At 56.5% G+C, this 16,984-nt stretch carries 18 protein-coding genes and 1 tRNA gene; 7 read left to right on the forward strand and 12 right to left on the reverse strand.

The features are described 5' to 3' along the window. Nucleotides 1-777, forward strand: a complete 777-nt coding sequence (locus tag ACR0MP_RS04765) for a squalene/phytoene synthase family protein (RefSeq protein ID WP_170734966.1) — start codon at nt 1-3, stop codon at nt 775-777. 2 nt (nt 778-779) lie between these two features. Here the strand turns inward: ACR0MP_RS04765 and ACR0MP_RS04770 are convergent, their stop codons facing one another. Beyond that, the gene (locus tag ACR0MP_RS04770) at nt 780-2,006 is read right to left on the reverse strand and encodes an MFS transporter (RefSeq protein ID WP_223118012.1); all 1,227 of its coding nucleotides are present in this window, start codon (nt 2,004-2,006) and stop codon (nt 780-782) included. 98 nt (nt 2,007-2,104) lie between these two features. Here ACR0MP_RS04770 and ACR0MP_RS04775 point away from each other — a divergent pair, with 98 nt between their 5' ends. The 3 genes from ACR0MP_RS04775 to ACR0MP_RS04785 are packed head-to-tail and all read left to right on the forward strand — an operon-like array spanning nt 2,105 to nt 3,729. Further along, complete coding sequence (locus ACR0MP_RS04775) at nt 2,105-2,737, forward strand: DNA-3-methyladenine glycosylase family protein (protein ID WP_170392996.1); 633 nt, start codon at nt 2,105-2,107, stop codon at nt 2,735-2,737. Further along, the gene (locus tag ACR0MP_RS04780) at nt 2,734-3,399 is read left to right on the forward strand and encodes an alpha/beta fold hydrolase (RefSeq protein WP_170392997.1); all 666 of its coding nucleotides are present in this window, start codon (nt 2,734-2,736) and stop codon (nt 3,397-3,399) included. The genes ACR0MP_RS04775 and ACR0MP_RS04780 overlap by 4 nt, the downstream gene beginning before the upstream one ends. 27 nt (nt 3,400-3,426) lie before the next feature. Continuing rightward, on the forward strand, nt 3,427-3,729 hold the full coding sequence (locus ACR0MP_RS04785; protein ID WP_170405913.1) for a putative quinol monooxygenase: 303 nt from the start codon (nt 3,427-3,429) through the stop codon (nt 3,727-3,729). Between the two features lie 4 nt (nt 3,730-3,733). Here ACR0MP_RS04785 and ACR0MP_RS04790 read toward each other — a convergent pair whose 3' ends face one another. Both ACR0MP_RS04790 and ACR0MP_RS04795 read right to left on the reverse strand, forming a co-directional pair. Continuing rightward, nucleotides 3,734-4,159 carry a VOC family protein gene (locus ACR0MP_RS04790; RefSeq protein ID WP_170405910.1) on the reverse strand — a complete coding sequence of 142 codons (426 nt, stop codon included), beginning with the start codon at nt 4,157-4,159 and terminating at the stop codon, nt 3,734-3,736. Between the two features lie 31 nt (nt 4,160-4,190). Next, on the reverse strand, nt 4,191-4,796 hold the full coding sequence (locus tag ACR0MP_RS04795; RefSeq protein ID WP_170405907.1) for an rRNA large subunit pseudouridine synthase E: 606 nt from the start codon (nt 4,794-4,796) through the stop codon (nt 4,191-4,193). 211 nt (nt 4,797-5,007) lie between these two features. Here ACR0MP_RS04795 and ACR0MP_RS04800 point away from each other — a divergent pair, with 211 nt between their 5' ends. Further along, nucleotides 5,008-5,595: an HNH endonuclease gene (locus ACR0MP_RS04800; RefSeq protein ID WP_170405905.1), complete on the forward strand. Its 588-nt coding sequence runs from the start codon at nt 5,008-5,010 to the stop codon at nt 5,593-5,595. 3 nt (nt 5,596-5,598) lie between these two features. On the opposite strand, the gene ACR0MP_RS04805 is transcribed toward ACR0MP_RS04800, so the two are convergent. Together ACR0MP_RS04805 and ACR0MP_RS04810 are read right to left on the reverse strand one after the other, a co-directional pair. Then, complete coding sequence (locus ACR0MP_RS04805) at nt 5,599-6,063, reverse strand: disulfide bond formation protein B (RefSeq protein WP_170405901.1); 465 nt, start codon at nt 6,061-6,063, stop codon at nt 5,599-5,601. After that, nucleotides 6,060-6,638, reverse strand: coding sequence for a YqaA family protein (locus ACR0MP_RS04810; protein ID WP_170393003.1), 579 nt, complete (start codon nt 6,636-6,638; stop codon nt 6,060-6,062). The genes ACR0MP_RS04805 and ACR0MP_RS04810 overlap by 4 nt, the downstream gene beginning before the upstream one ends. Nucleotides 6,639-6,783: 145 nt before the next feature. On the opposite strand from ACR0MP_RS04810, the gene ACR0MP_RS04815 reads away from it, so the two are divergent. Further along, nucleotides 6,784-6,869, forward strand: a tRNA-Leu gene (locus ACR0MP_RS04815). 416 nt (nt 6,870-7,285) lie between these two features. Here the strand turns inward: ACR0MP_RS04815 and ACR0MP_RS04820 are convergent. From ACR0MP_RS04820 to ACR0MP_RS04835, 4 genes are all read right to left on the reverse strand, one after another. Continuing rightward, the gene (locus ACR0MP_RS04820; RefSeq protein WP_170393004.1) at nt 7,286-7,510 is read right to left on the reverse strand and encodes a hypothetical protein; all 225 of its coding nucleotides are present in this window, start codon (nt 7,508-7,510) and stop codon (nt 7,286-7,288) included. A gap of 615 nt (nt 7,511-8,125) precedes the next feature. Beyond that, nucleotides 8,126-9,160, reverse strand: a complete 1,035-nt coding sequence (locus ACR0MP_RS04825) for a lipocalin-like domain-containing protein (RefSeq protein WP_480887012.1) — start codon at nt 9,158-9,160, stop codon at nt 8,126-8,128. After that, nucleotides 9,150-11,564: an FtsX-like permease family protein gene (locus ACR0MP_RS04830; protein WP_170405892.1), complete on the reverse strand. Its 2,415-nt coding sequence runs from the start codon at nt 11,562-11,564 to the stop codon at nt 9,150-9,152. Before ACR0MP_RS04830 ends, ACR0MP_RS04825 begins: the two co-directional genes overlap by 11 nt. Further along, a complete protein-coding gene (locus ACR0MP_RS04835; protein WP_480887014.1) occupies nt 11,561-12,208 on the reverse strand; it encodes an ABC transporter ATP-binding protein in 648 nt (215 codons plus the stop codon). The genes ACR0MP_RS04830 and ACR0MP_RS04835 overlap by 4 nt, the downstream gene beginning before the upstream one ends. Between ACR0MP_RS04835 and ACR0MP_RS04840 the strand changes: the two genes are divergently transcribed. Next, complete coding sequence (locus tag ACR0MP_RS04840; RefSeq protein ID WP_480887015.1) at nt 12,207-12,809, forward strand: potassium channel family protein; 603 nt, start codon at nt 12,207-12,209, stop codon at nt 12,807-12,809. The genes ACR0MP_RS04835 and ACR0MP_RS04840 overlap by 2 nt on opposite strands. On the opposite strand, the gene cls is transcribed toward ACR0MP_RS04840, so the two are convergent. Genes cls through ACR0MP_RS04855 form a run of 3 tightly spaced genes read right to left on the reverse strand, consistent with a single transcriptional unit; the run spans nt 12,806 to nt 16,887 of the window. Continuing rightward, nucleotides 12,806-14,218, reverse strand: a complete 1,413-nt coding sequence (gene cls, locus ACR0MP_RS04845) for a cardiolipin synthase (RefSeq protein WP_170405886.1) — start codon at nt 14,216-14,218, stop codon at nt 12,806-12,808. The genes ACR0MP_RS04840 and cls overlap by 4 nt on opposite strands. 23 nt (nt 14,219-14,241) lie before the next feature. Further along, nucleotides 14,242-15,216: an HAD family hydrolase gene (locus ACR0MP_RS04850; protein ID WP_170405881.1), complete on the reverse strand. Its 975-nt coding sequence runs from the start codon at nt 15,214-15,216 to the stop codon at nt 14,242-14,244. A 60-nt stretch (nt 15,217-15,276) separates the two neighbouring features. Then, nucleotides 15,277-16,887, reverse strand: a complete 1,611-nt coding sequence (locus tag ACR0MP_RS04855) for an arylsulfatase (RefSeq protein WP_255612093.1) — start codon at nt 16,885-16,887, stop codon at nt 15,277-15,279. Nucleotides 16,888-16,984 lie beyond the last annotated feature (97 nt).

Genomic DNA, 16,984 nt, shown 5'->3' on the forward strand with positions numbered 1-16,984 from the left:
GTGGAGTTCGACGACGACATCAAGGCTTGTGCTGCGCTGGTTCATCGGGCCGATCCCGATCGCTTTATGGCTGCCATGGCCGCGCCAGTTGAGGCGAGGGCAGTTTTGTTCCCGATTTATGCGCTGAACGTCGAGGTGGCCCGTGCCCCGTGGGTGACGCAAGAGAGCATGATCGCCGAGATGCGGCTGCAATGGTGGCGCGATGCCTTGCAAGAGATTGCCGAAGGGCCATCTGTTCGTCGGCACGAGGTTGTCACACCTGTGTCGCGCGTGATTTCTCCGCATCTGGCAGCGCATCTGGATGAATATGTGGCCGTAAGGCGTTGGGATATCTATCGTGATCCGTTCGAGGATGAGGCGCATTTTGACGCCTATATTGCCCATAGCGCTGGGACATTAATGGTGGTGTCGGCGCAGGCTCTGGGTTCGGCGGATGAAACTGTTCTGCGTGATTTCGGATATGCAGCGGGGGTCGCGAATTGGCTGCGCGCAATTCCCGAGCTTGAGGCACGTGGGCGCATTCCTTTGCTGGACGGAACCCATGACGGGGTTCGGGCGCTGGCGCAGAAGGCTTTGGACCGATTGGCGCAAGCGCGGTCCACCCGCAACGAGATCTCGGCACAAGCACGGCCTGCGCTCTATGCGGGGTGGCAGACGGAATGGGTGTTGCGGACTGCATTGGCCAGACCGGACCGGGTGGCCGCAGGTGCGTTGGCTCAGGGTGAAATCCGACGTCGGTTTACGCTGATGAAAACCGCAGCGACCGGGCGCTGGTAACGTCAGACGGTTTGTGGGTCCGAAGGCCTCAGAACCAGCCACAGCAGCGCGCCACCTGCAAGGGTCAGCAGCGGGATCATGGCGAGGTTTACGGCCGTCCAACCCTCGACCGCTGAACCGCCCGAGCAGTTCATCAATCCGCCAGAGGCAAGCGAGGCAAAGGTCACGCCGCCAAACACCAGCAAGTCATTCAGGCCCTGCATTCGACCGCGTTCGTGCACTTCATGCGAGTCTGCCAACATGCTGGTGGCGCCAATGAAGCCAAAGTTCCATCCGATGCCCAGCAGGATCAGGGCGACGAAAAAGTTACCTAGATCAACACCTTGCAGGGCGACAATGCCTGCGCCGCCAAGGATTGCCAAACCGAGAGCTACGATCTTTTCGACCCCAAACCGCGCGATCAGGTGGCCGGTGAAGAAGCTGGGAATGTACATCGCCAGTACGTGGCTGGTGACGATATCCGCGGCATCACCTTCGGTATATCCGCACCCGACGACGGCCAAAGGTGTAGACGTCATTACAAGGTTCATCAGCGCGTAGGAAACCATTGCGCAGATGATCGCTACTGCGATGCGTGGAGTTTTCAGCAACTCCAGCCGCGTGCGACCTTTGGGTTCATCTTCGGTCGGTTTCGGCGGAGTAGGGATGTCGAGAAAGAAGAACAGGGCTGAGCCGATTACGTTGATCGCGATCACCGCCAGATAAGTGCCCAAAAACGGGACCACATACGCCTGCGAGGTCAGCTTGACGATCTGAGGGCCGATGATCGCCGCCGCAAGCCCTCCGGCCATGACGTATGAGATCGCCTTGGGCCGAAATGCATCAGAGGCGGTGTCTGCTGCTGCAAAGCGATAAAAGCCATGTGCGCTCATGTATATGCCGGTCAGGAAGCTGCCGATCAGGAAGATCGGGAACGAGCCGAGATAAAGGCCGTAAGCCCCGATAACGCCCCCTGCGGCACCTGCGGTTGATCCCACAAGAAACCCGGCACGGCGTCCCCAGCGTTGCATGATGGCCGAAATCGGCGTGGCCGCCAGCATTGAACCCAGAACGATCAGTGAAATCGGCAGCGTCGCAAGGCAAGCGTTGCTGGCCAGCGATTGGCCTGCCAGCCCGCCGACGATGAACATCATGGGCATCTGTGCACCCAGGATTGCCTGTGCTGCCACCAAAACGGCAACGTTGCGTTTGGCCTGACTATCGTCAGGGGTGGCAGCGATCATTGTCATGGGCGAATGGTTATCTACGATTGAGACTTGGCACAAGCGGGTTGCATATGCGGCACATCCGCCTAACGTGCGGACAAGGATCACTTATCGGAGAGCGCATGTCCGTCGGACGCATCATCGAAACACCGGACTGCGTTACCGAAGGGGCCGAGTGGTTGGCTGAGGCCTGCCCCCGGATGGCTTATGCGATGGAGCAAACCGGACCCCTGCCACTCAGGCGCAAGCCTGACGGGTTCGCCCAATTGCTCAGCGCGATTGTCAGTCAGCAGGTCAGCGTGGCCTCGGCAAACGCAATCTGGAAGAGGCTGCAGGACGCAAAACTGACCGGTCCGCGCAAGATTATGTGGGCCACTGATGATGATCTGCGCGCTGTGGGTCTCAGCCGTCAGAAAATTCGCTATGCCCGCGCCTTGGCTGAGGCGCGGATCGATTACAAAGCGTTGCGTGATGCGCCAGATGACGAAGTGGTCGCAATTCTGACCGAGGTACCGGGAATCGGTGTCTGGACCGCCGAGATTTATGCGATGTTTTCACTGGGTCGCGCCGATGTGATTGCACCAGGCGATCTGGCCTTACAGGAAGCTGCACGCATCCTCTATGAATTGCCAGAACGACCAAAAGACAAAGAGTTACGCCAGATGGCTGAAGCATGGTCGCCGTGGCGATCGGTTGCGGCGCGGGTGCTGTGGGCCTATTACCGGGTTGCAAAAGACAGAGAAGGGATCAGATGACACGGGTTTTGAACGCGCTCAGGAAAGAGCCGGTTTCAGGCGACACACGCTCGGTCGTGGTGTTTGTGCATGGTTATGGTGCAAACGGAGCCGATCTTTTGGGGCTGGCTGATCCGTTAGGCGAGCATCTGCCGGATACGTTGTTTGTAGCTCCGGACGCGCCTGAACAGATCATCGGTATGCCCAACGGTTTCCAGTGGTTCCCGATCCCGTGGATTGATGGCTCATCCGAGGAGGAAGCCCGACGGGGTATGGAAATGGCAGTTGAGGATTTCAACGCGTTCCTTGATGCGCTGATGGTGGATGAGGATGTCCTGCCAGAGCAGGTAGTGCTGTTCGGTTTCAGCCAGGGCACGATGATGAGCTTACATGTAGCCCCGCGCCGCGAGGACCCAGTGGCGGGGATCGTAGCGTTCTCAGGACGTTTGCTGGAACCTGATTTGCTGCCGGACGAAACCGTAAGTCGCATGCCAATCCTGCTGGTGCATGGCGATGCTGATGACGTTGTACCGCCGCAATCGTTGCCAGAAGCAGCTGAGGCACTTCAGGCGGCCGGGTTCAAAGAGGTTTATGCCCATATAATGAAGGGCACCGGCCACGGGATTGCTCCGGATGGCTTGAGTGTTGCGCTGGCCTTCATGCGGGATAAGCTGAGCCTCTGACTTGCAGGGCGATCTAAGGAGAGCATGATGCTGATCGTGACAGGAGTGGTCGAAGTTTCAGATGCAGCGGTCGAGAAAGCCATTGATGCCGCGCAGGAAATGGTTGCGGAAACTCTGAAAGAACCCGGATGCCTGATCTATGAATTCAGTCAAATCCTGGGTCAGGCGACCCGCTTTCGGGTCTATGAGGAATGGCAGGATCAGGCCGCGCTTGAGGCCCATTTCGCGACCCCTCATATGGCTGCTTTTCAGGCGGCACTTGGTGAGGTCGGCGTTGTCTCTAGCGAAATCTACCGTGTGATCGGGGGCGAGAAGCAGCCGCTTCGCTGATCGATCACTCCCAAAGCCTTCCTTCCGAGAATTCGACCGAATTGCCTGCAGGGTCTCGTACATAGAGCGACCGGGCTCCGTTGGGCCAGTCGAACTCGGCATCGACAGGGATGTTCCAGTCCAAAAGATGTTTGCGCATCACAGTGATTTCATCTCGGGTTAGGACAAGGCAAACATGGCTGGGACCGCGCGCCCCATGCGGTGGGACCGGCAGATCGGGGTTTCCTGGCGGTTTCTCGGTTTCGCTGGCATTGAACAGCAATAGGACGGACCCGCCGATCCGATAGAACACATGGCGGTCGGTGACGCGCTGGATTTTCTCTAGCCCCAATATCTGACCATAGAAATCCTCGGCCGCATCTAGATCGTCGACATACAGCGCGGCTTCCAGGATGGCAGACGGGGCAGGGATATCCGGTGTGACCTTCATGCCCTAAGCCTATCACATCACGCAGTTTTTGTCACCGGCGCGGGCGGCGGTCCCGCTTGCGCGACGGTGCTGCGTCAACAGCTGGCATCGGCAGGCTTTCCCACTGACCGGGGTCAAGGCCGTCCAAAGACCAATCTCCAACACGGGCTCGGATCAGGCGCAGAGTTGGGTGCCCGACTGCGGCTGTCATCCGGCGAACCTGACGGTTGCGGCCCTCTTTAATCGTCAGTTCAACCCAGCTGTCGGGCACCGTTTGACGAACCCGGATCGGCGGGGTGCGTGGCCACAGCCATTCGGGTTCGTCAATCAGCCGCGCCTTGGCGAGGCGCGTCAAACCATCCTTAAGTTCAACACCTTCCCGCAACGCCTTTAGTGCCGCTGTATCGGGAACGCCTTCGACCTGAACCCAGTATGTCTTAGGCATCTTGTGCTTGGGGTCTGATATCTGCGCCTGCAATCGCCCATTATCAGTCAGCAGCATCAAACCCTCGCTATCCCGGTCCAAGCGTCCCGCAGGATAGACACCGGGCAGGTCGATGAATTCCGACAGCGTGCTACGGGGCGAGTCAGAATTGGCGCGGTCGGTGAACTGCGGCAATACATCGTAAGGTTTGTTGAAACGGATGAACCAGGACATGCCCCGCCATAGCTTGCAGACCACATCTGCGCAACCTGTGGATAAGTGTCACTTATCTGTTACGTATTCGGCCTAACCAATACCCGAGATGTTGTGTGAACTCGGCACTTGTCAGAGATTTAACACGATATATAGTTAACTTAAGGCCGGGGCGGGTGTTCCCCGCTCTGATGTCACAAACGGGCAGTACAGAGCGAGGAGCGATTCTGTTATGGACGGAGACTTCAGGACCGAATTTGTCAGGGAAACCGGTGCGCTCAAGCATCATCCGGCATTGGTTTTGAACGCCGATTACAGACCTCTTTCCTACTACCCGTTGTCTTTATGGCCGTGGCAGGAGGCGATCAAAGCTGCCTGGCTGGACAGGGTGGATATTGTTGCGGAATATGACGAGGTTGTCCGCAGTCCCAGTACCGAGATCCGAATACCCTCGGTCGTTGTCCTGAAAGACTATGTAAAACCCAGAAAGCGCGTGGCCTTCACGCGCTTTAATTTATTTTTGCGGGACGAATTCAAATGCCAGTACTGCGGCAGCCGTGAAAACCTGACCTTTGATCATGTTGTACCGCGCGCTGCGGGCGGGGTCACAAGTTGGCAGAATGTCGTTGCAGCGTGCAGCCCGTGCAATCTGCGCAAGGGCTCAAAATCCCTGCGACAGGCCAGAATGTCACTGAATAAACCGCCGCGTCAGCCGGATGCTGAGGCTTTGCGCAATATCGGTCGGAAGTTCCCCCCGAACCATCTGCACGAAAGCTGGATCGACTTCCTCTACTGGGATGCCGAACTGGATCAGCTATAAACCCTAGCGCGCGCGCCAGGCTGCTATCCAGATCAGGACCAGACCCGTCGAAATCAATCCATTCCAGCCCGCCATGGAAATCCCGAACATCTCCCACGGGATGTCATCGCAACGCACGAGCGGGGCGGACATGATCTGATCCATTAACTCTTCTGCACTCAGGCCGCCGATATTACCAGATGTGCAGGTCGATGGGCCTTCCCACCAGCCTTGCTCGACCCCAGCATGGTAAAACCCTATTCCCGCCGTTGTGGCCGCCGCCAGAGCGCCTAGTAGGGGCAGGGGGCGGACGCCCGGGAAGGCAAAGGCTAGAGCACCAAGAATCACTGCGACACCATGAGGATACCGCTGCCAGATGCACATTTTGCACGGCGCGAGCCCACCGATGTACTGAAAGCCCCAAGCCCCAAGTAGCAACGCGGCCGAGCCGGATGCGGCAACCAGAACCAGAAGTCTTTTGCGCGTCATAAGTATTTCACCACAAGAAAGCCGCCAAACAGCAGGATTATGAATAGGGTAAACATCAAACCCAACCGTTTTTCGATGAAGTCACGGATTGGTTCCCCAAATTTCCACAGCAGCCCGGCCACAAGAAAGAAGCGCAAGGCGCGCGCCAGGATCGAGGTGGCTATGAACGTCCCAATCGGCATCCCGGTCCAGCCCGACATGATGGTGATGACCTTATATGGGAAAGGCGTCACACCAGCCGCCAGCACGGCCCAGAAGCCGAAATCATTGAAGCGGGTATTGAATTCTTCCATTGCGTGAGCTTTGCCCATGGCTTCCAGAACAGGCTGCCCAAGGCTTTCGTAAAAGAATGCCCCAATTGCATAACCCAATATCCCACCCAGCACCGAGGCAACCAAGGCGACCGTCGCGATCAGCCAGGCCCTCGACGGACGTGCAAGGATCATGGGAATCATCAAAACATCGGGTGGGATCGGAAAAAACGAACTTTCAACAAAAGCCACAACAGCCAGCGCCCAGAGCGCATGAGGATGTTCGGCCAGACGAATGGTCCAGTCATAAAGGGATCGCAACATGAAGAATAAGTATCCTGGTAACCGCTGCGGCAAGCCAAACCATGCACCCGACTGACCGTCAACCTCCTTCGATGAAACATTCAGAGCAGTGGTTGTTTTTTGCCTCTGGACCTTCTCTCGGTAGGGCGCTAATCCAGTGTTCGTGGCCCAAGTGGCGGAATGGTAGACGCAGGGGATTCAAAATCCCCCGGTAGCGATACCGTGCCGGTTCGAGTCCGGCCTTGGGTACCAAAGTAAAAACAGTGAGTTAGGGGTGCCGGCTCGCTGTTTTTTCTTTTGGGGACATTTACTTTGAACTGTTTTGATTCATCAACGAGTTTGCTTTGAATGCACGAGTCATATCGCCATTTCTGGACAAGCCGTGGCTTCACAATTCTAGGTTTATGCAGATATTTCACACTTCCATAACATTTTCTGGACGGTCGGTTTCGTTATTCAGAATGGGTGCTAATCACGCGCGTTCCAGCGCTCGATCCCGCCAGTGCGATATTGGTTGAGGCAACGCGCCATTGCCCACTAAATCGCGGAACTCTGAAGTAGTCACATCCAGCAATTCTTAATAGTTCTGATGCCCAGTCGCGCGAGATGGCGGCTTTGTAATTGACCTGTGGGTGGGACCCGCTGCTTAGAACGCAGCGGGCAGAGCGTTAGCTACACTTTTGCTCGTAGTAGGCATCAAGTAATTCAATGATCCACTTGATGATAAATTTGGTTGCACCGTTCGCCTTTTCTTTGATCTTTTCCAGAACCACTCGTACCACAGGCCACGCATCGCAAAAATCGATACCTTTTACCTGTTCTGGTTGCCCTAGATCGAGTGAGTTCAAATAGGCTTCGATCTCTTCGCGGCTCACTTCAACGCCATTAGCCATTTTCAATTCCTTTCAAATAAGTGTGTGTAACAGGCAACGCCCGAATTCGATTAGTTAAAAATAGTTTTGTTGAAACGGGCGAAATTGCCGTGTTTTGAACACTAGTGGATTTGATCGAATTTTTCAATTTTCCGCACAACCGCATGAGCGAAATGGAAAAATGTTTGGCTTGCGCCTCGCTCAGACCAGACAGCTATTGCAAGTCTTCTGCCTATTCCTTGCGTGTTTTGTTAACGTGTTATGACATAGCGATTTTTCTGATTCCCTCGCCTCCCATCGATTAAAAATATGTGCAATCCTGACCGGGTGTTTATCGCACTCAGGATAGCAGAGTATGTTATAATACGACGAGGTTCAGTGTCGTGAAACTGATCTTCAGCTCCGACATCAAATACCAGCAACGTCCTGCAAACAGCTCGGGAATATCACTATGATGTGTGGGACGGCTCGGCGTGTTGTTTCTTGTGTTTCTGAATATGACCAGAAGTGGGAACTGGATTTCTACATGGTCTCGAATTTGAATAAGTGGGCGCTGGGTATTGCATGACCCTGAACAGCAAGCTCTGACCCCGTTTGGGGACATCCGCTAGCTTGAAAGAACACGAAATTTCAACTTCAATACCCCGTCATCTCAAGATATCCGCGCCCTGTGTGGCTGCCTGTGATGGTGATTGGGCCTTCCCAGTATTCGAACCGGGTTCCCATCCAGGCTTTCGGGCTTATGGCATCGACTTCAACATCGATCCCGCGATCCGGCAACGACACCTGCCATTTGATCGGAACGTCACGTTGTGCCACGCGGGCGGTTTCAAGGGGTTCTAGCAGGACTGAGCCGCCAGGTAGGGTGGTCGTTTGCCCATCGGCCTCAATCCACGTAGCCGCCGTGAAATCCCCTCGATCCCCGCGTAGGCGGAAGGCCATCAGCTTGTCACCGTCGTCAAAGCTGAGCGAGAACCAGTCCCAGCCGCTTTGATCTTCGGCCAAGGGTTGCGAAGACCATTCGCGATCCAGCCAACCCTGGCCGGCGACTTCGACATCTTCGTTGGGCAGGTGGAGCGTGCCCTCGACCGAGTAGAAGGGTTGTGAATAGTAATAGCTGGCCTGACCATCGGCGGATTTCACCGAATACCCCTCGGCCCCGTGAAACACCAATGGGCCTTGGGCCTTCAGAGTCAGATCATATCCAAAGTTTGATCCGTTTGCTGTCAGGCTCAGGGTTTCCAAATCATCGCCGCGCATGTGCCATTCATCGATCCATGCCTCAAACGGTTGGGCCGTAACGCCAGCCTGTCCAACACCGCCGCGAGAGAGTCGTTCGGCGAAATAGTGTGTTTCTGGCGTTGTGAGCGCGGCATGGCCCATCCAGATCTGTGGGTTTTGCCAGCCGTCAGCCTCGGACGGTTTCAGGGCCGATCGGAACAGGGTCCATTGTATGCCATAGTCGCGACCCTCTGCGTCTTTGAGGTTTGCCGTCAGATACCACCATTCAATCCGATAATCCGGATGGGCGCCGTGATCTTGTGGAAACTGAAAGCTGTAGCCCGGTTCAGGACGCGTAAAGCCATCCGCATTGCCGCCCAAACCGGCATAACCCTGCGCCCAACCGGTAATTGGAAGGAGGATGAACAGAATGAAGGCTTTAAGTTTCATTGGCAAAAACCCTCAATAGCGCAGCAGGTGGCAGGCGGAGCAGTCGTAATGCGGGTAGGGCCGCTGCGAGCACGGCGGCAACCAAAGTCAGCAGGAATAAGCTCAGCCAATCAGTTGGGAACAAATACATGGGCAAGCGCCATCCGAAGGCCTGCACGTTGATCACGGCCAGCAGCACCCATGCCAAGACAAGGCCTAATGGAAGGGCAAGACAAGCGGTCATCACCGCAAGCAGGACACTGCGCAGAAGCTCTAGCTTGGCCAGTTGCGCGCGCGTTAGACCCAGCGCCCAGACCGGTGCGACCTGAGGCAGGCGCTGGGTCCACAATGTCAGTAAACTGGTGAGTATCGCGAACCCCGCAACGCCCAGTGTCAGGACATTCAGCGCTGAGGTGACGACGAAAGTTTTTTCAAAAACAGCCATCGATTGCGCTTTCATAGCGGCCTGCTGCACAACTGCCGATGGAGGCAGGTCAAATTGGTCACGCAACGCCTGTGCCAGCTCCGAGGCCTGATCCGGTATGATGCGGATGCCGAAGCGGCGTGTATCCGTATCCGGGGCAATCTGATCTAGCATCGGCATAGCGACGATGGCCTGACCTGTCGGGTTCCCGTAATCGGAATAGACACCTGCAATCGGCAAGCTGTGCTCGGGTGTGATCGAGATGGTATCTCCAGGCCATAGATCCGCGCGTCGTGCGAGTTGCTCGTTGATGAGTACGGCGCCGCGATACAGGACGTTGTCCCAGACGTCAGGACCCTTGGCGATCAGTGGCCAGTTGTTGCGATAGCTATCGTGATCAACAATCCCGTACAGAAACAACGGCCCGGTCTCGTGCGGCAATTCGGTGCTGCGAATGGGTAGGACAGCTGACGCCCTTGGGTCGAGCCAATCGATAAGGGCTGCGCCTTGTGCATTGTCGGCTGCGGTCACGTAAAGTTCGGAGGTCAACCGTTGATCGAGCCAGCCAGTAAAGGTGAGGCGGAAGCTTGAAACCATTGTGCCGACGCCGATATTCGCGGCGAGCGCCAGCAGCAAGGCCATCAGCGCAAGTGACAGACCGGGCAATTGCGCCCGCATGTCCGCGAGCACCCATTGACCAACAGGCGTGCGGGCCCGGCGCAGGCACAAGGTCAATATCCCTGACAGTGCGAGCGGCAGCAACAAGGCCGCTCCGGTCAGCATCCCGGCAAGCAAGGCAAATCCTGCGATAAGTCCGCCGATTGTGAAATATGCGATAAAGCCCACTGCTAGCAAGGCTAGGCCACATGCGCCTGTAATCTGGGCCGAGGCTTTACTGCCACGCCAAGCTTGTAAGCCCGGCCCTGCGAGGATGGGCATGCGCGAAAGTCGCCAAAGAGCGTGGCCACTGGCCGCCAACGTGCCGCCTGTTGCCATCGCAAGACCTGCGGCGACCCATTGGGGGCGTAATGACATCTGCCCGTCGATTGTTGCCCCGTAGAGGCCGCGCAACGTGGCGGCGACATCAGGCAACAAGGCTCCAGCCAGAAAATACCCCAGGATTAACCCGAACAGGCCACCGATCAGGGCCAAGAGAAGCAATTCACCCAGAACGATCCAGATCAGGCCCCGCATGGGAAGGCCCAACGCCCTTAATGTACGGATAGTGCCACGCCTCTGCGCGAAGGCGAGGCCGACCGTTCCGTGAACGATGAACAGGCCGACGGCGAAAGACAGCAAGCCGAAAGCTGAGAGGTTCAGGTGAAAGCTGTCGGTAAGCTGCGCGGTATCCAACTGGGCCGAGGGGCTAATGCGTTGAAGTTCAGGCGCAAGTTCTGACAGAGACGGGACACCACGGGGCTGATTGGGCAAGATCACCAGACGGGAAATCTGACCGGGACGGTTCAGAAGACGCTCGGCCACTCCAATATCGGTGAGCACCAGATCAGGTGGCAGCGCGGTGCTGGAAAGCACCGGTGGGAAGTCGTCACTAGATTGAAACAGCGGGGTCAGGGCGGGTGACATCAGCAGCCGCCCCGGAGCTGTCAGCATATCAGCCGGGTCGGGGGCATCCGCGCCTTGCTCGATCTGGGTGATCGCGGGCAGGACAGGGTAGGCCACCAAATCCACCCCCATCAGACGTACGGAACGGCCCTTGATGCGAAGCGTGCCTTCTAAGACGGCCGCCACTTGCCAACCTGCGCGCCTGAGCTCGGCGTAGCGGGAAAGAGGGATCGTGGAACCGGAGGCGCGCAGTTCGTCGAATTGTCCGATGGCAAGCTGGGTGCTGGCGCGTTCATAGCTCGCGCGCGCTTCGGCATTGATGGCTTGCACGGCCGACCACAGACAAGTTGCCAGCGCGATACCCGTCAGAAGCGTCATCAATTGCAATGGGTGCATCCGCCAATGGGACACCAGCGCCAGGACCGCAGCGCGTGTCATGCGATATGCCCGCCCGTCAGGTGGGCACGCCGGTCGAGACGGCTGGCGATGTCATTCGAGTGGGTGACCAGCAGGAGCGCAGCGCCGGTATCGGCAACCAATGAAAGCATCAGGTCCAGCACCACCGCACTTGCTGTTTCGTCCAGATTGCCCGTCGGCTCATCCGCTAGCAGCAATCGTGGTTGGATCGCCATGGCGCGTCCGATGGCAACCCGCTGCCGCTGTCCGCCCGAAAGGCTCTCGGGGTAGCGGTCTTGCAGTTCTCTCAGGCCAAGGCGCTCGGTCAGGTGGACAACCCAATCCGGGTCGTTCCGACCCGCAAGTCGCGCATGGATCGAGAGGTTCTGGGCAACGGTCAGCGACGGGATCAGGTTGAACTGCTGAAAGACCAGAGACAGGGTGCCGCGACGCAATTCGGCGCGTTCCGCATCATTCAGGGCCGACATGGCGCGCCCGTCCAGAGTAATCTCTCCGCCATCAAACCCATCCAGCGCCGCCACCAGATGCAATAATGTGCTTTTGCCACTGCCACTTTCTCCGGTCAGCGCCAAGGTCTGTCCCTGTTCCAGCGTCAATGAAACATCAGTCAGGACAGGTCGCCCACCGGGATAGGATTTTCGAACGTGATCAATTGATAGCAACATGCAAACTCTCATCTGGTCTCGTCACAATGTGCAACGCGGCGCGCCAGTGTCCAGAGCCGAGATCGGTTCTATTCGCCGCAGCCTTACGCATCGCGTGGGGTTGTCGGCAACGCGCGAAACCCCCATGCTTGCACAGTTTTCAGCGATCAGAACAAAGGCCGTTTACATGACATTGTCGCAACAAATCATTTGGGGCAGCTTCTATCTGGGTATTTGTTTTCTGATCGAAATCATGCTGCTGACATGGTGCGTTCTGGTCATCCGAAAACTGGTTGCGAAATGGGAGACGCGCAGCACTATCCTCGCAACCGCAGGCCCGATCAGCGTGGCGCTGGTGTTTATCGTGCTGACCCATACGGTTCAGGTCTGGATCTGGGCGATTGTCTGGGTGTGGGGTGATGTGCTGCCGGATTGGAATTCGGCCCTCTATTTCTCATTGGTGACGTTCACAACGCTGGGTTACGGCGACATCGTCTTGGGCGAAGGGCTGCGCATCTTCGGAGCATTTGCATCGGTCACGGGCCTACTGGCCTTTGGGCTGTCGACCGCGTTCCTGGTGGCCCTCATGACGCGGGTGTTTGAAGAACGGTTCCTGAACTAGAGGATCGGTGCAAACAACCGAGCAAGCGGCGCACCAAAACGGATGTGGAACGGTTGCTGGGGCAAATTGCGGGTCAATTCGTAACTTGCTTCAAAATCGGTTTCCAGCATCGCAGCCACTGCGTTTGCTGCGCGACGATCAAAGAACAGGGCCATCGCCTCAAAGTTCAGACGGAAAGATCGGTTGTCCAGATTGGTGGTGCCAACGGCGGCCAAGGTATCGTCTACAACAAACGCTTTTTGATGCATGAAGCCGTCGGTATAGCGAAACACCCGGGCGCCACAGTCTCGGATTTCGTCGAAATAGGCAAAAGCGGCCAGCCAGGGCAGACGATGGTCGATGACATCCGGCACGAGTATTCGTACATCCACACCACGCAACGCCGCGTGCTGTAGCGCGGTCATGATGTCGATGTCGGGCACAAAATAGGGCGAGGCGATCCAAAGCCGTTCTTTCGCCTCAGAAATGGCCGCAAAGAACATCATTGCGCCGGTTTCTGTTTCGTCGCCCGGGCCCGTTGCCACCAGCAGCGCATTCATGTCCTGATCAGATTCATTTCCAGCCCAATCGAGTTGGTCGATCAGATCTTCGTTGCGCGCCCAGTGCCAATCCTCGGTAAAAATCAATTGCAGTTGCCGTACAACGTGGCCGGTCATCTTGATATGCGTGTCCCGCCAGCGACCGAACCGAGGGCTTTGCCCCAAGTATTCAACGCCGATGTTGTGACCACCGATAAAGCCGACATTGCCGTCCACGATCACAGTTTTTCGGTGGTTGCGATAGTTCAGTTGAAACCGGAAATTGGGCCCGCGTTGTTCGCGGGGATCTGCAACATCCACACCGGCCTGGCGCAGCGTCTCAAAATAGCTGGACGGCAAGCCATAGCTACCCACTGCATCGGTCATGAACCGAACATGTACGCCACGCTTGACCGCGGCGATCAGCCGGTCCCGCACCCTTCGCCCAAGATCATCATCCCGGACGATGTAGAACTGGATCAGAACGTAATTCTCGGCCTTATCTATGGCGTCGAGAATGGCATCAAACGTAGCTTTGCCGTCGATCAGCAGCTCGGCTCCATTCCCACGTGAGACGGGCAAATGGGCCAGCGCTTCAAACGCGCGAGGATTGACTCGCATCGTCTGAGGGTCGGGTTTCGAGAAATCGGCAAAGGTCTTGATCCCTTCGACGACGCGCTCACTTTCTTGCCGAGCGATCCGGTATCCTCTGAACCGATGGTGACCGAGGAATAGATACAGCGGCACGCCAAACATCGGGGCCGACAGCAGGAACACAACCCAGCCAACCGCTCCTTGTGGTGTGCGTGCAGTCTGCGCAGCGCGAACTGCAAAGACGACCGCTACGCAATAGAGTGAAAACAGAAAAAACGAGACGAGTAATGTCCACATCGGGGCGCAGCGATCCGGGTTGCTTAGTTTGCCCCAGTGTAGATGCGGGACCAGTCGTTGGCCATATCAACAATGACCCATCCCATATCCGGGCCTTTGTCCAACCCATCGACCAGCCGTCCAATCGGGCTTTCGCGGTCGTAGGCCCATTCACGATCCGCATCAGTGTGATGGATCAAAACGCCCAGCCGTGGCCCGTCGCCTGCGGTGGTCCATTCAAGCATGGCAAAATCCCCGTCCGAGTTTCCCCCGGCAAATATGGGGCGCTTGCCGATGGTGCGCTCGATATTGATAGGTTTGCCTTCTTTATCATCGATGAAGGCGATGCCGGGGGCCTTGTTGATTACAGGCGTGCCGTCCACATTGTCATACGTGGTCTCACCATAGGTGCCCAGAATCTGTTCGGGCGGGATGCCATAGGCCTGTTCGGCGAAGACACGCATGAAATGCAGGCCTCCGCCTGAAACGATATAAGTTTTGAAATCCTCATCCCGCAGATAGCGCAACAGCTCGACCATCGGCTGATAGGTCATCTGGTCGTAGGGCAGATCGGTCTCGGGATGTCGTGCAGTGTCCAGCCAATCGGCCACCGACGCCTGAAATACTTCAACGCTGCTGCCGGAATGCGATGCGTTGACCACTTCGATCAGAGCGTCGTGCCCGCCTTCCAGAATGGTTTTCAGATCACCTTCAGCAGCCGCTTTCAACGCTGGAGTCGATAAGATCGATGGGTCTTGTTTAGCAAGCTCTGCCAGTTGGTCCATGGCAAATATGAACTGAAAATAGACCGGTTGTTCAGCCCAGAGCGTGCCGTCATTGTCAAACACCGCAATCCGGTCGGCGGGAGTGACATAGAGTTCATTCGCCGGGTCGCTGACCGCGTCAACAAAGTCGATGATCTGCTGTTTTGATGCCGAGTCGGTCCAGCTGGGCAGGGGGTCTGCGAACGCCACTAAGGGGACGGTGGCTATAAACGCCGTGAGTTTGAGAAATCTCATTTAATAGCCTCTGATACTGGAAAAATGGGCCGCGCTTTACGGCGGCCCCTGTCTTGTTTTCTAGTTCGAAGTCGGTGTGGCCAATTTCTGCATTACCTGATCCAGACTGAAGCTTGCCGCCTTCTGGCGTGGTGGGAACTCTTGGAAAGTACTCAGGAAACTCGCCACATATTGCTGCGCCGGTACTAGGAAATACACCCGGTCAATCATCCAGTCATAGTATGTGTTGGATGTCCGGTATCCACGCTCATAAGGGTCGCGGCGCAGATTCACGATGATCGGCACGCGCAGCTCCGTGAATGGTTCCATCCATGCGCGCAGGGTGGCCCATGCTTTTTGCTCCAAAAAGATCAGCTTCCAGTCGTCAAAACGCAAAGCGGACAGGTCGCCGTCATCCGTGAAATAAAAGATTTCACGGCGGGGGCTTTCAGTGGTCTCACCGGTCAGCAACGGCAAGATGTTGTAGCCATCCAGATGCACTTTGTAGTCGCGACCCATGGCAGGTGAGGAATAGCCGGCTTTCAGCTTTTCCTTGATTTCGGGGTCGCCAGCGACCGCCAGATAGGTGGGCAGCCAGTCCATGTGATGCACGATTTCGTTCGAGATCGAACCCGCTTCGATCTTGCCGGGCCAACGCACCATGGATGGTACGCGCCAGCCGCCTTCCCAGTTGGTATTCTTTTCGCCCCAGAACGGTGTCGAAGCGGCATCCGGCCATGTGTTGTAATGCGGGCCGTTATCGGTGGAATAATGAACGATCGTGTTGTCGGCGATGCCGAGTTCGTCCAGCAGATCAAGCAGTTGGCCGACCTGAATGTCGTGTTCGATCATGCCCGCCGTGTATTCATCGGCCGGACTACCTAGAATTTCGTTGGCTGTTTCGCGCATTTCTTCCCCGACATGGGTGCGGAAATGCATCCGTGTGCCATTCCACCAGACATAGAATGGTGTGCCGTTCTGGTTGGCCTCACGAATGAACTCAACGGCAGCTTCCAGGGTTTCCTGATCCACCGTTTCCATGCGTTTGCGTGTCAGTGGACCGGTGTCTTCGATGGGGCCGCCTGCGCTGGACTTGATCACACCGCGCGGACCATAGGCCTCGCGGAACGTGCGCCCGTCGGGCAGAACCGCGTCCCCGGGATAATCTTCATGCTCGGGTTCTTCTTCGGCATTGAGGTGATAGAGATTCCCAAAAAACTCATCAAATCCGTGATTTGTCGGCAGGTGCTCATCCCTGTCGCCCAGGTGGTTCTTGCCAAACTGGCCGGTCACGTACCCATGATCCTTAAGCAACCCTGCAATCGTGGGGTCTTCGATCTGCATCCCTTCTTTAGCGCCAGGCAAGCCAACCTTGGACAGTCCAGTCCGGAACACCGATTGGCCCATGATGTAAGATGAGCGGCCAGCTGTGCAGGATTGCTCGCCATAATAATCGGTGAAGATCATGCCTTCATCGGCGACCCTGTCGATATTGGGGGTCTGGTATCCCATAAGGCCCATTGTGTAGGCCGAAATGTTGGATTGGCCGATGTCATCGCCCCAAATGACCAGAATGTTGGGTTTTTGATCCTGCGCCCATGCGGGCAGTGCGACCAGAACGGCAATCGACGCTGCTGCGGTACGGCGCAGTCCGATACGCCAGCTTTCCAAGAACCGGGTTGTAGTTAACATGTTTTACTCCTGAACTTGTGGACAATTTGTCCCTGTGAACTATCTGAGACTTGTGTCCAGAATAGGATTAGTTGCAGTCGTTAAGCATTGGATATCC

The sequence above is a fragment of the Ruegeria sp. K3 genome, assembly GCF_056531845.1.